The sequence below is a fragment of the Arthrobacter sp. J156 genome (assembly GCF_056172865.1).
On the sequence record NZ_CM149650.1, the window covers coordinates 1035886 to 1048660 of the forward strand.

9 protein-coding genes are annotated in these 12775 nt (G+C 72.6%); 5 read left to right on the plus strand and 4 right to left on the minus strand.

Going from position 1 to position 12775, the window contains the following annotated elements; all coding sequences use genetic code 11:
• Positions 1–2: 2 nt before the first annotated feature.
• Positions 3–2084 (minus strand): hypothetical protein, encoded by a 2082-nt coding sequence (locus AC0QR5_RS04795; RefSeq protein ID WP_329860887.1) that lies wholly within the window; start codon positions 2082–2084, stop codon positions 3–5.
• Between the two features lie 128 nt (positions 2085–2212).
• Between AC0QR5_RS04795 and AC0QR5_RS04800 the strand changes: the two genes are divergently transcribed.
• From AC0QR5_RS04800 to AC0QR5_RS04815, 4 genes are all read left to right on the plus strand, one after another.
• Positions 2213–3400 carry a sensor histidine kinase gene (locus AC0QR5_RS04800; protein ID WP_329860888.1) on the plus strand — a complete coding sequence of 396 codons (1188 nt, stop codon included), beginning with the start codon at positions 2213–2215 and terminating at the stop codon, positions 3398–3400.
• On the plus strand, positions 3400–4086 hold the full coding sequence (locus AC0QR5_RS04805) for a response regulator transcription factor (protein ID WP_329860889.1): 687 nt from the start codon (positions 3400–3402) through the stop codon (positions 4084–4086). The genes AC0QR5_RS04800 and AC0QR5_RS04805 overlap by 1 nt, the downstream gene beginning before the upstream one ends.
• 105 nt (positions 4087–4191) lie before the next feature.
• Positions 4192–4947, plus strand: coding sequence for an ABC transporter ATP-binding protein (locus tag AC0QR5_RS04810; RefSeq protein ID WP_329860890.1), 756 nt, complete (start codon positions 4192–4194; stop codon positions 4945–4947).
• 1 nt (position 4948) lies between these two features.
• A complete protein-coding gene (locus AC0QR5_RS04815) occupies positions 4949–7477 on the plus strand; it encodes an FtsX-like permease family protein (RefSeq protein WP_329860891.1) in 2529 nt (842 codons plus the stop codon).
• 72 nt (positions 7478–7549) lie between these two features.
• Here AC0QR5_RS04815 and AC0QR5_RS04820 read toward each other — a convergent pair whose 3' ends face one another.
• From AC0QR5_RS04820 to AC0QR5_RS04830, 3 genes are read right to left on the minus strand one after another with little or no spacing between them, the layout of a single operon-like run.
• The gene (locus AC0QR5_RS04820) at positions 7550–8284 is read right to left on the minus strand and encodes a DUF6270 domain-containing protein (RefSeq protein ID WP_329860893.1); all 735 of its coding nucleotides are present in this window, start codon (positions 8282–8284) and stop codon (positions 7550–7552) included.
• 37 nt (positions 8285–8321) lie between these two features.
• Positions 8322–9875, minus strand: coding sequence for a methionine--tRNA ligase (gene metG, locus AC0QR5_RS04825; protein WP_329860922.1), 1554 nt, complete (start codon positions 9873–9875; stop codon positions 8322–8324).
• Entirely contained in the window at positions 9865–10536 is a 672-nt protein-coding gene (locus AC0QR5_RS04830; RefSeq protein ID WP_329860894.1) for a hypothetical protein, read from the minus strand. The genes metG and AC0QR5_RS04830 overlap by 11 nt, the downstream gene beginning before the upstream one ends.
• A 148-nt stretch (positions 10537–10684) precedes the next feature.
• Between AC0QR5_RS04830 and AC0QR5_RS04835 the strand changes: the two genes are divergently transcribed.
• Positions 10685–12760: a heparinase II/III domain-containing protein gene (locus AC0QR5_RS04835; protein ID WP_329860895.1), complete on the plus strand. Its 2076-nt coding sequence runs from the start codon at positions 10685–10687 to the stop codon at positions 12758–12760.
• Positions 12761–12775 lie beyond the last annotated feature (15 nt).

Here is a 12775-nt window from a genome sequence, read left to right on the forward strand (position 1 = left end):
TCTCACTTTGTGGACGGGACGGCGATCTCGACGACGTCGGTCTCGCCGTGGACCGCGTACAGGCGGCCGCCGCCGACCGCGGGATACGAGTACCCGCCCGAGGCGAGGAGGCGGCGCGTGCCCGCGTCGATCCCCACCGCCACGAGGTCGCCGCCGCCGGCATGGACCAGCTGCCGGCTCGGTGCGTGCCACGCGATGCGGGTCGAGCGGTATCCGCGGGCATTGCGGGTCGCGTAGAGGCGGAACGTTCCCGAGGGACGGCCGTCGTCGGCCCGCAGCCGGACGATCCCGTTGGCGAGCGAACAATAGAGGTAGGCGCCGATCCTGATCGGGGACGTGACCTCCCCCTCCCCCGGCAGGGGCGTCCGCCACAGCGCGCGCCCGGACCCGACGTCGTACGCCAGCACCTGGGCCGGGCCCTCGGCGTCCGGCGCACCGTACGCGGCGCGCACCGTGCTCGTCACGTACAGCACGCCCTCGTGCGCGGCCAGTCCCACGATCGACTGCCCTCCGACGAGCCCCTCCACGGACCGTCGCACGTCGCCGCCCGTCGGGCCGACGAGCAGCAGCCCGCCGCCCTGGCGGCCCTGCGAGGGGACGGAGCCGATCGCGAGCAGCCCGTCGACGCGCGTCATGCCGAACGGACGGGAATGCCCATGGGTCCGTTCGTAGGCCGCAAGGGCCGTCGCGGTGCCCGCGTCGGTGTCCAGGACGCTAAGCGCGGCCCCCGGATAGGAGGCGAGCAGGACTCCCCCGGGCCCGTCCACCATGGACTCGGGCTGCACGTGCCCCACCGGTCCGCGGACGCTGCGGCGCCCGCCCAGATCGGCGTTGTAGAGGCCCAGGGTCGTGGCCTGGTAGCCGCCCGCGACGACGCTCCCGTCGCGGGCGGCGAAGACCGTCTGCACCTTCATCGCGGACGGGTGGACCTCGAGCCACGACGCCTCCGTGATGACTCCGTTGACCGGAGCGAGCTCCGCGTGCACGTAGCGGCCCGTGCCCCGGTGCCGGCCGACCGCGAGGATCCGCGCCCCGCCGTCGCCGGGGTGCATCTCGGCGGCCAGGAGGTCGCACCCCGTCCATGCGTGGTCCATGAGGCGCCGCTCCCGCCGCGTGGCGATCTCCACCTCCACGAGGGAGCGCCCGTCGAAGTAGTAGAGCATCCTGCCCTCGCGCATGACGTCGAATCGCCAGGCGTTGGAGTCGAGCTGCGTGTAGCGCCCGGTCTCCGGGTCAAGGAGCGCGGTCGCATTGGACCCGTCGCGGCGGCGGTAGCTCACGGCCACGACGTCCTCCCACGCCTGGACGCGCTGGACGTTGCCGGTCGCGGGTTCGGGCAGCGCGTGGATCGTGTAGCGGCCCGGCGCGTCGAGGGTCATCGACACAAGTGCCGGCTCCCGGCTGCCGATCCCGCCCCACACGGTGCCGCCGGCGATCGAGACCGATCGCACGTAGTCCGTCGCGTCGTCGATCGGCGGCAGGTACTCCACGGAGAGGTCCCGGGGGTCGATCCGAAGGAACCGCGCGTGCCCTCCCGGCCCGTAGCTGCCCGCCCACACGGAGCCGTCCGCCGCGGCCCGGGGCTCGTAGCCGTCCTCGACCCCCTCGGCGTAGTCGCCGTGGTGTGTGACCTCTCCGTTCTCGTCGACCACGTGCAGGCCGTGCCCGGACAGCACCAGGAAGCCTCCGCCGTCAGGCAGCCGCGCGAAGTCCTGCACTCCCTGCTGGGCGTCGGTCACGCGTTCGACGGTGCGCAGGTTCCTCCCCGTCGAAGGATCCAGGATCTGCAGCTGGCGGTCGAGGCCGATGCAGCCCAGGGCAAGGCGCGTCCCACCTCGTTCATCGGTGTAGTAGCGGGCCCGGACGGGCGAGAGCTCGCGGACGGCCCCATCCACGCGGCGCAGCGGACCCCCCACGGCGTCCGGAAGGCGTTCGAGCGGGACGTCCCGCCCGTGGACCGGTGCGCCCCGGGACGCCCAGGCCGCGGGGGCGCGCAGAAGGGACGCCGCGAAACCGGCACCGAGGGCCGCGAGCACCGGTCGGCGCCCGATGCGCCGCGGTTCCTGCGGGCCGGGACCGAACATGGGACTCCTCGGAAGGCGGTGGGGTGACAGTTCCACGCTATCAAGCTGCGGGACGCCCACGCCGCGGTTACCCCACACCGCCGGGCCGCCCGCCCGAGCCGCGGCTTCGACAACCTATGCTCTAGTCTATGAACCCGCACCGCTCGATCGACCGTTGGATCCGGGAGCACCCGGACGCGGTCGACCTGTGGCTTGCACTCACCCTGTGGTTCCTCTTCGGCCTGCTTCCCGGGATCGTCGCCGCCTTCACACCGGCCTTCGCCGTGCTCGCCGTCTCCTCGATCCAGCTGCTCGCCCTGATCTGGCGGCGCACGCGGCCCGGGGCGAGCGCCGCCGTCGTCGTCGCCGGCAGCCTCCTGCAGCTCGCCTTCGTCGACACGTTCCTGCCCTCGCAGGTCGCCGTCCCGATCACGCTCTACACGCTCGCCGCGTACGGCCGCCGCTGGCAGTCCCTCGCCGGCCTGGCGCTCGGCATCACCGGCGCCCTCATGGCGACCCTGCGCTTCGGCACCGTCGGCGGGGCCTTCAGCGTCGAGGGACTCGTCCTGAGCTTCCTGGGCATCAGCCTGATCGTCCTGCTCTCCTGGACGTTCGGGGACCTCGCCCGGAACCGGCGCCTGGCCCTGAAGGCCGTGACGGACCGGGCCCGCCGCCTCGAGGTCGAGCGGCAGCAGGAACGCGAGCTCGCCGCCGCCGACGAGCGGCACCGGATCGCCCGCGAGATGCACGACATCGTCGCCCACACCCTGTCCATCATCATCACGCAGGCCGACGGCGCCCGCTACGCCGCGGCGGACCGTCCCGGGCTCGCCGTCGAGACGCTCGGGACGATCGCCGACGAGGGGCGCAAGTCCCTGCGCGAGATGCGGCGCCTCCTCGGCGTGCTGCGCAGCGACGACGAGGCGTCGTCCGCTCCCCTGCCGACGCTCGAGGACATCCCCGAACTGGTGGAGGCCACGCGCACGTCGGGACTCGACGTCGTCCTCGGCGCCTCCGGCAACCGCCGCAGGAGCCTGCCGCCCGGGGCCGAGCTCGCCGCCTACCGCGCCGTCCAGGAGGGCCTGACCAACGTCATCCGCCACGCCGGGCCCGCGGTGACGGCGACGGTGAGGACCGACTGGGGCGCCGGCGGCCTGACCGTCTCCGTCGTGGACAATGGTCGGGGAGCCACGGCCTCGGAGGAGACCGCGGGCTCGCGCCAGGGCCTCGTCGGCATGGCCGAGCGCGTCCGGCTCTACGACGGCACCGTCCACGCCGGCCCCCGCCCCGCCGGCGGCTTCGAGGCCTCGGTGTTCATTCCCTATTCGGAGGACTGATGCACGACCCCCACGGCCCCATCCGCGTCGCCCTCGTGGACGACCAGCTCCTGGTCCGCAGCGGCTTCCGCATGCTGATCGACTCCCAGCCGGACCTCGATGTCGTCGCCGAGGCTGCCAACGGCCGCGAGGCGCTTGCCTCCCCGGCGGTCTCCCACGCCGACGTCGTCCTCATGGACGTGCGCATGCCCGAGCTCGACGGGATCGCCACGACGGAACGGCTCCTGGGCGGGGCCGAGGGCGAGGGCCCGCGGATCATCGTCCTGACCACGTTCGACCTCGACGAGTACGCGCTCGCGGCCATCCAGGCCGGCGCGAGCGGCTTCCTGCTCAAGGACGCCCCGCCCGAGGAGCTGCTCGAGGCGATCCGCACCGTCCACCGCGGCGACGCCGTGATCGCCCCGTCCACGACGCGGCGGCTCCTGGACCACGTCGCCCCCATGCTGCGGCGGCCGACGCCGGAGAGCAGCGAGCACGCCGCGGCCGTCGGCTCGCTCACGGCGCGGGAACGCGAGGTCTTCGAGCTCATCGCCGCGGGGCGCTCGAATCCGGAGATCGCCGCCGGATTGTTCCTCTCCGAGGCCACCGTGAAGACCCACGTGGGCCGGATCCTGGCCAAGCTCGGCGCCCGCGACCGCGTCCAGGCCGTGCTGATCGCCTACGCGACCGGCGTCGTCACGCCGTAGGACCGGGCGGGACCGCCGGCTCATACCTGGGGATGACGGCCGGCCCTGGGAGTCCGTCCGCCCGGTGGATGCCCCGCGGGCGCCGGCCTCCGTAGCGTGGAGGCCATGACCATCACCGACACCTCCCTCCCGACGTCCACCGCGGCCGTCGCGGCCCGCGGCCTGACCAAGCACTACGGATCCGGCGACACCCGGGTCGAGGCCCTGCGCGGCGTCGACGTCGCGTTCGAACGCGGCCGCTTCACCGCCATCATGGGCCCCTCGGGGTCCGGCAAGTCCACCCTCATGCACTGCCTCGCCGGCCTCGACACCGCCACCTCCGGCGAGATCCTCATCGCGGGGCAGGACATCACCCGCCTCGACGACAACCAGCTCACCCGCCTGCGCCGGGACACGATCGGGTTCGTCTTCCAGTCCTTCAACCTGGTCCCCACCCTCACCGCCGAGCAGAACATCGTCCTGCCGCTGCAGCTCGCCGGCCGCCGGCCCGACGCCGAGTGGCTCGCGACCGTCGTCGACACCCTCGGCCTGGGCGACCGCCTCGGCCACAAGCCCCACGAGCTCTCCGGCGGCCAGCAGCAGCGCGTCGCCGTGGCCCGGGCGCTCCTGACGCGGCCCGAGGTCGTCTTCGGGGACGAGCCCACGGGCAACCTCGACACCCGCACGGGGGCCGAGGTGCTCACGCTCCTGAAGGCCTCGGCCCGCGACATGGGCCAGACCATCATCATGGTCACCCACGACCCGGTGGCGGCCGGCTACGCGGACGAGGTCCTGCTCATGCGCGACGGGGAGATCGTCGGCCGGCTGCAGGATCCGACGCCGGAGAACGTCACCGCTGCGCTGGCCGGATTGGGGGCCTGACATGCTCGGGCTCGCCCTGGCCAACCTCAGGACGCACGCGCGGCGCTTCATCGCGGTGGTCCTGGCCGTGATGATCGGCACCGCGTTCCTCTCCGCGACCCTCATGGTCAACGCCTCCACCACCGCGTCCCTGGAGCGCAGCGTCGGCGAGGCCTACCAGCCGGCCGGGCTCGTCGCCGGCACCGAGCCCGGCGTCCCGGACGCCGGGCAGCTCGGCCCGGCCCAGCTCGACGCCGTGCAGGCGCTCGACGGCGTCGCCGCGGCGTCCCCCCTCTTCCGCGGCTTCGGCAGGCTCCAGGCCGGCGACGGCGAGCACAACGCCGTCGTCCTTCCCCTCGCCGACGACGCCGCGCTGCGCGGCACGGTCCTCGCCACGGGCGACTGGCCGGGCGACGACGGCTCCGTCCTCCTCGACGAGCGCAGCGCCGGGCGCCTCGGCGTGGGCGTCGGCGACCGGCTCGTCCTGTCCGGGGCGGACCCGGACGGGACGCCGTTCAGCCTCGACGTCGCCGTCGCGGGGCTGAGCGTGCCGAGCAGCGACCCCTTCGTCTCCGGCTTCCCGCAGCTCACCGCGGCGCCCGCGGTCGCGGAACGCCTCCTCGGCGGGGACACCGTCTACCAGGCCCTCCTGATGCGCCTCGACGCCGGGGCCGATCCCGTGGGGGTCGCCGCGGCGGCCGCCAAGGCGCTCGGGGACTCGGGGATCGCGGCGCCCATCGTGCAGACCCCGGCGGAGCGCACGACGCAGGACCTCGCCGGCTTCACGGGCGGACAGGACCAGCTGACCATCGTGCTCCTCGTGTTCGCGCTCGTGGCCCTCGTGGTCACCGGACTCGTCGTCATGAACACCTTCGCCGTCCTCGTGGCCCAGCGCACGCGCGAGCTCGCCCTGCTCCGGACGCTCGGCGCCGTCAAGCAGCAGATCCGCCGCTCGGTCCTCGTGGAGGCCCTCCTCGTCGGCCTCGTCGCCTCGGGCCTCGGCGTGCTGCTGGCCATCGGCGTCATGGCGGGCCTCGTGGCCTACGTGGGCACGCTTCCCGAGGCGTCCTTCGCCGTGCTGGCCGTCCCCGCGGGCGCCGTCCTGGCGGGGCTCGGCGTCGGAACGCTCATGACGCTGACCGCGGCGTGGCTCCCGGCCCGCCGGGCGATGCGCGTCGCCCCGCTGGCCGCCCTGCGGCCCGCGGAGGAGGCGACCGCGGGCAACCGGGCCGGACGGTTCCGGATCGTGGCCGGGACGGTGCTGCTGCTCGGCGGCGGCGCGCTCCTGGCGCTGGGCGCCGCGGCGGCGCAACTGCTCGTGGGCTTCGCGGGCGGCCTCGTGTCCTTCACGGGGCTCCTGCTCCTCGCCTCGGTCTTCCTGCCGCCCGCCGTGCGCCTGTGCGGCCTCGTCGGCGGGCGTGGGGTGCCGGCGCGCCTCGCCTCGCTCAACGCCGTGCGGAACCCCGCCCGGACCTCGACCACGGCGACCGCCCTGCTCATCGGCGTCACGCTCGTGGCGATGATGATGGTCGGAGCCCAGACCACCAAGGCGACCCTCGAGGCCGAACTCGGCAGCGAGTACCTCGTGGACCTCACCGTCTACGACTCCGGACCCGTGGACGGCGCCGCGCCCGGAACCCACACCGGCTACACGGCCGCGGACGCCGCCGCGCTGGAAGGGATCGACGGCGTCGCCTCCGCCGCCCTGCTCGTCCCCGTGGCCCATGGCCCGACGGGCACGCCCGTGTACGCGGCCGACGAGGCGGCCCTCGCCGCCGTCGTCAACGACCCGGCGATGGTCCCGGGGCCCGGCGAGATCGTCGTCCCACAGCACGTCGAGGAGTCCACGGTGACGGTCGAACCGCTCTCCGGGGCCGTCTCGGGGCCGCTCGCCACGCTGACGACGCGGGCCAACTACCTTGATCCGCTCGTGACGAGCGGGACCGCGGCCGGCTGGACCGCCGGCCTGGGTGCGGCCGAGCTCGCCGCCCAGGGCATGACGCCGCTGCTGTGGCTCAAGGCCGATCCGGGGCTCGACGCCGCCGCCCTCACCGAGCTGGCGGCCGCCGTGTCCGCGCAGCTGGGGGTGCCCGACTACGCCGTCTCCGGCGGGGCGCTCGAGCGGGCCATGTTCACCCAGGTGATCGACACGCTCCTGCTCGTGGTCAGCGGGCTGCTCGCCGTGGCGGTCTTCATCGCGCTCATCGGCGTCGCCAACACGCTGAGCCTCTCCGTGCTGGAACGCACGCGGGAGTCATCGCTGCTGCGCGCCCTCGGCCTGACCCGGGGACAGCTGCGCGGGATGCTCGCGCTCGAGGCGGTCCTCATCGCCGGCGTGGCAGCGGTCCTCGGCGCCGCCCTCGGCGCAGGCTACGGCATCCTGGGGGCGCAGTCCGCGATCGGCTCCTTCGCGTCGATCCACGTCTCCGTCCCGTGGGCCCAGCTGGCCCTCGTGCTGGCGGTCGCGGTCCTCGCCGCGCTCGCGGCCTCCGTGGTGCCGGGCCGGCGCGCGGCGCGGCTCTCCCCCGTCGAGGGCCTCGCGACGGAGTAGGGGCGACGCCGGGGCCCGCCGAGCACGCGGCGGGCGTCCCGCTCCCCTGGTCCCGGCGGACGACCGCCGGGATCAGGAGGCGGGGGGCGGAACCGAGCGGACCACCGACGCGATCCACTCGTACGCGGCGGGCACGTAGTGGTACGGGGCCACGCCCCACTGGTGGTCGTCGTCCGCGACGACGAACTCGTCCGGCAGGCGCTCGACCCGCACGCCGAGCTCGGCGAGATACGCGAAGTAGGGCCGGTAGAGCTCGTTCATGGCCTCCGACGGCCTGTTCCGGTAGCCGGCGACGGGCGCGCCGCTGTTCGAGTGCGTGGCCCAGGGCGTGTCGAGGACCACGGTGCGCTCCAGGGCGCCCCGGCGGGACAGCGTCTGCACCAGGCGGCGGGCCGAGTACTTCCACAAGCGCAGGTGGCGCGGCGTCGCGAACCGCACCACCTCGTGCTCAGGGGTCAGCAGGGCGTGGGCGGGGCTCTTGGACAACTCGTTGGAGCGCGTCAGGAACCCGTCGCCGAACTTGACCACGCCCAGCCGTTCGACGACGAGGTCCAGCACCACGGCGTCGACGGAGGCCGCCTGCGAGCGCAGGGCCGGCAGGAGGCTGGACTCGATGTCGCCCCGGAGCTGGGAGTTCTGGAAGCTGGACTCCAGCCGCGACTGCTCCGGCGCGATGTCCACGGGCGGATGCCCGGCGCTGATGAGCGACTGCCGTGCGACGTACTTGACGAGCCGGTACTCGTCCTCGATGTAGGCGAAGGAATCGCGCGTGACGCAGCCGCCGTACATGAAGATCGACTTCTTCACACGGCTCCCTTCCCGGTCCGGGCACGTTCCACGGCGGTTAACCGGCCTGTTCCTCGAACTTCGGGAAGACCGGCTGCGGGGCCGGCAGCGCGGTGCCCGGCTCGAGCGGCGTGCCGAAGGCGGCGAAGCTGCGCGCGGCCCCCTTGGGCTGGCCGAGCGCGTCCAGGAGCCGCCCGGCGGAACCCGGCATGACGGGCTGCGCGAGCAGGGCGACCTTCCGCACGACCTCGAGCGTCGTGTAGAGCACCGTCTCCATGCGCGCCGGGTCCGTCTTGCGCAGGACCCAGGGCTGCTGCTCGGCGAAGTAGGCGTTCGCGTCGCCCAGGACGTTCCAGGCGGCCTCGAGCGCGCGGCTGAACTCCTGCCTCGAGTAGTAGTCCCGGCTGGACTCGAGCAGGGCGTCGGCGGCCCCGAGCAGGGCGAGGTCGGCGTCGGAATGCCCGCCCGGCGCCGGGACGCTTGCGCCGCAGTTCTTGGCGACCATCGACAGCGAGCGCTGGGCGAGGTTGCCGAGGTTGTTGGCCAGGTCCGAGTTCATGCGCGAGACGATCGCCTCGTGGCTGTAGTTGCCGTCGGCGCCGAACGCGACCTCGCGGAGCAGGAAGAAGCGCGTCTGGTCCAGCCCGTAGACCTGCGTCCAGTCGGTCGGGGCGACGGTGTTGCCCAGCGACTTGGACATCTTCACGCCGTTGTTGTGCAGGTGGCCGTGGATCATGACCCGCTCGGGCAGCTCGAGTCCGGCGCTCATGAGGAACGCCGGCCAGTAGATGGCGTGGAAGCGGGAGATGTCCTTGCCGATGACGTGGACGTCCGCCGGCCAGTAGCGCCGGAAGGCGGGAGAGCCGGTCTCGGGGAAGCCGACGCCCGTGAGGTAGTTGGTCAGGGCGTCGACCCACACGTACATCACGTGCCTCGGGTTGCCCGGGACGGGCACGCCCCAGTCGAAGGTCGTGCGGGAGATGGACAGGTCCTCGAGGCCGCGCTCGACGAAGCGGATGACCTCGTTGAAGCGCGAGCGCGGGGCGCCGAAGGACGGCTGGTCCCGGTAGAGCGCCAGGAGCCGGTCCTGGTACGCGGAGAGCCGGAAGAAGTACGACTCCTCCTCGGTCCAGGTCACCTCGGTGTCCGTCTCCTTGGCGTAGCGCACGCCGTCCTCGCGGACCTCGGTGTCCTCTTCGGAGTGGAACGCCTCGTCGCGGACCGAGTACCAGCCGGAGTACTTGTCGAGGTAGATGTCCCCGTTGGCCTCCATGCGCCGCCAGATGGCCTGCGCGGCCTCGTAGTGGTCGGCGTCGGTCGTGCGGATGAAGCGGTCGTAGCTGATCGCGAGCTCGTCCTGCGTCTCCTGGAAGACGTCGGAGTTCCGCTGGGCCAGCTCCCGCGGGCTGATCCCCTCCTTCTCCGCCGTCTGCAGCATCTTCTGCCCGTGCTCGTCCGTGCCCGTGAGGAAGAAGACGTCGTAGCCGTCGAGGCGCTTGAAGCGCGCCATCGCGTCGGCCGCGATGAACTCGTAGGCGTGCCCGATGTGCGGGGTGCCGTTCGGGTAGGAGATGGCCGTGGTGATGTAGAACGGGGTGGGCTCAGCGTTGATGGTCACCCGAAGAATCTACCGCAGGCGGGGCGCCGGACGCAGACGGAGACGCGGCCGGGGGCGCCAACGGCAGCCAACGGGCCCGCAGGCCGCTGCCCGGGATCCTCTCGACGGCGGACGCCGACAGCGGCATGACGCACAGCACCCCGGCGCCGACGCACTCGAGGAACTCCTCGACGTGGTAGAGCGCGACGTAGAGCGGGGAACCGAGGCCGATCTGCGGCAGCAGGAGCCCGGTGAGCGCCTCCACGCCAATGGCCCCGGCGAAGAAGATGCCGAGCCCCCAGGCCAGCAGGACGCGGCTCGGCCGGGGCAGCGAGCGCGCGGCGAACCACGCGAAGAGCAGCACGGCGGCCGCGATCGGCACGCCGACGCAGAGGCTGAGGAATCCCGCGAGCATCAGGAGCCCCGAGTTCCACCACGTCGGGAGGTTGCGCTCGCCGGTCACGTCGAAGAAGACCCGGACCGGAGAGGTCCTGTCCCCCGCCGAGACGCCGACGACGAGCGGCATGAGCGCCGACGCCGCGACGACGGCCACGGTCACCCCCGTGAGCGTCCAGAAGAGGGGGCGCCACCAGCGGCCTCCGGGCGGCGCGACGGGCGGGCCGTCAACGGGCCGCGGGCCGCTGCGTTCGCTGGAGCGGCTTCCGGTACTGGACATGCGAACCAGTCAAGCAAACGGACAGGGGAAACGCGCGGGCGAAACACCGTGTCGACCGCATCGGGTCCGGGTGCGTTCCACGCGCTATCCTGACGGGAGCGCCGGAACCAATCGGGGGAACCGGGCAGGGGAATCCGGGGGAAGATCCATGGGAAGCACGCTCCATCGTTGGTCTGCCGCGCTGTTGGCGACGGCCTTGGTCATCGGGACGACGCCGGCCATCGCCGCCGCGCAGGAGGCCCCCCGGGGGGCCGGATCCGGCACCACGGAGCAGGGCGGGGCGGTTCCCGGCGAGTGGCCGTCCGCAGACGGCGAGGTCGGAGGCTTCTGGGAACCGGAGGACCTCGGCACCGTCCCGGGAGGCTACGTGCCGCCGGAGGTCCCCGCCCTGAGGGACATGGAATTCTCTTCACCCCTTCCCGCGCCGCAACGGAGCAAGGCCCGACAGTCCACGGCCGCCGCCGTGCCGGCCCAGTACCGCTGTCAGGGCTACGGCCTGGTGCCCCGCGACAACCCGGTGTCACAGGTCAATCAGGACATCTACGCCTGGCACATCTACGCGCCCGCCAAGGTCGGCGACGGCCGCGGAAACATCAACTGGGCCGCCAATCCCTACAAGGACCTGGGCTGGCGGTTGTGGTTCCACAGCCTCCGCTGGCTCGGCAACAACATCGAGGCCGGGCGTGCCGGCGATGCGGCCGCCCTGGCGCGCGCCGCGACCGTGGCCGAGGACTGGGTCAAGGACCACCAGGGAAGCTGGAAGGGCAACACCGACGTCGAGGAATCGAACACCCACCGGCTCAACACGCTGTTGTGCCTGCGGGAGGTCCTGATGGAGCAGAACGGCGGCGCCCTGCCGGCCAACGCCGCGTGGCTGCTGCCCGCCATCCACCGACATGCCGAGCAGAACGTGACCCGCTGGTCGGGAGCCCACAACCACGGCTCCATGGAGAACCTCGCGCTCCTGCGGACGGGCTGCCTGCTCGGGGAGCGGCGTTACCAGCAGACGGCCGTCGACCGGATCGCCCAGGCCTTCCCGACCCAGGTCAACGCCGAGGGCCTGAGCAACGAGGCCTCGCCGTCGTACGCCCTCTTCAACTACAGCCTCTTCGCGCAGATGCAGGAACTGATGACCGCCTGCGGTTGGAGCTCCGCCGCGTTCAACGAGCGCCTCGGGCTCCTCGGCACCTCGGTCGCGCACATGGTCAACTCCATCGGCCGCTACCACCAATACGGGGACAGCAAGCTCCTGAGCGCGTCGGCCACGGGCACCCCGCACATGCAGTACGCGGGCAGCAACGGGCGGCAGGGCACGGCGCCGAAGCACCGCATCGCCATCTACAAGAACGGCATGGCCTTCGGCCGCTCCTCGTGGGGATCCCGCGCGACGGGCTTCAGCAACGAGAACTCCTGGCTGTTCCGTGGGGGCACGGGACGCGAGAAGAAGGCGCATCGCGGCGACCTCCTCGAGTTCCTCTACACGGCGCGCGGGCGCGACGTGATCATCGAGGGCGGCCACCCCGGCATCGTCGGCACCACGTGGCGGGGCTGGGGCTTCAGCGAGGTCGCCCACAGCACCACGTTCATCCCGACGACCGTCATGAGCAAGGGCGGTCCCGCGACCGTGACGAGGAAGGCCTACTCCCCCCGGGGCGACCGCGACTTCGTCGAGATGACACAGGCCTTCAACACCAAGGGCCAGCGCACCCGCGGGATCCTCGTGATGAAGGATCCCGACATCGCGGTGGTCCTGGACCGCGTGAGGATCAACGACAAGGCGAAGACGCACACGGTCGAGACCCTGTGGAACCTCCCCTCGGACCAGACCTCCAAGGTCGTGAACCGGACGACGATCCAGTCCTCGGCCCCGGGCTCGGCCACGAAGACGACGATCGTCCAGGTGCCGTTCAGCGGCATCTCGAGCGTCCCCGCCGGTTCGACGCTCATCCACCGCAACGTGGCGCCCGGCGTCGTCAGCGCGGCACCGCGCGGGCACTACTACCCCACCGAACAGGTCAGGGTCCCCTCCGATCAGGTCGTCTTCAAGCACCAGTCCAACAACCTCGGGCTGTTCTCCGTGATCGTCCCGGCCCGTTCCACCGCGGCAGTCTCCGTGACGACCGGCAAGTACCCGAACGGCGCCACCAAGCTCACCATCAAGGTGGGCTCCACGACGACGGTCGTCCGTGTCACGGCGGGCGGCTACATGAGCCGGGAGTCCTAGCCGGACCTCGGCAGC

What these genes read in the sequence shown, in the direction of transcription:
- AC0QR5_RS04795 (WP_329860887.1), bottom strand. Translation starts at nt 2,084, where the DNA reads ATGTTCGGTCCCGGCCCGCAGGAACCGCGGCGCATCGGGCGCCGACCG.
- AC0QR5_RS04800 (WP_329860888.1), top strand. Translation starts at nt 2,213, where the DNA reads ATGAACCCGCACCGCTCGATCGACCGTTGGATCCGGGAGCACCCGGAC.
- AC0QR5_RS04805 (WP_329860889.1), top strand. Translation starts at nt 3,400, where the DNA reads ATGCACGACCCCCACGGCCCCATCCGCGTCGCCCTCGTGGACGACCAG.
- AC0QR5_RS04810 (WP_329860890.1), top strand. Translation starts at nt 4,192, where the DNA reads ATGACCATCACCGACACCTCCCTCCCGACGTCCACCGCGGCCGTCGCG.
- AC0QR5_RS04815 (WP_329860891.1), top strand. Translation starts at nt 4,949, where the DNA reads ATGCTCGGGCTCGCCCTGGCCAACCTCAGGACGCACGCGCGGCGCTTC.
- AC0QR5_RS04830 (WP_329860894.1), bottom strand. Translation starts at nt 10,536, where the DNA reads ATGTCCAGTACCGGAAGCCGCTCCAGCGAACGCAGCGGCCCGCGGCCC.
- AC0QR5_RS04835 (WP_329860895.1), top strand. Translation starts at nt 10,685, where the DNA reads ATGGGAAGCACGCTCCATCGTTGGTCTGCCGCGCTGTTGGCGACGGCC.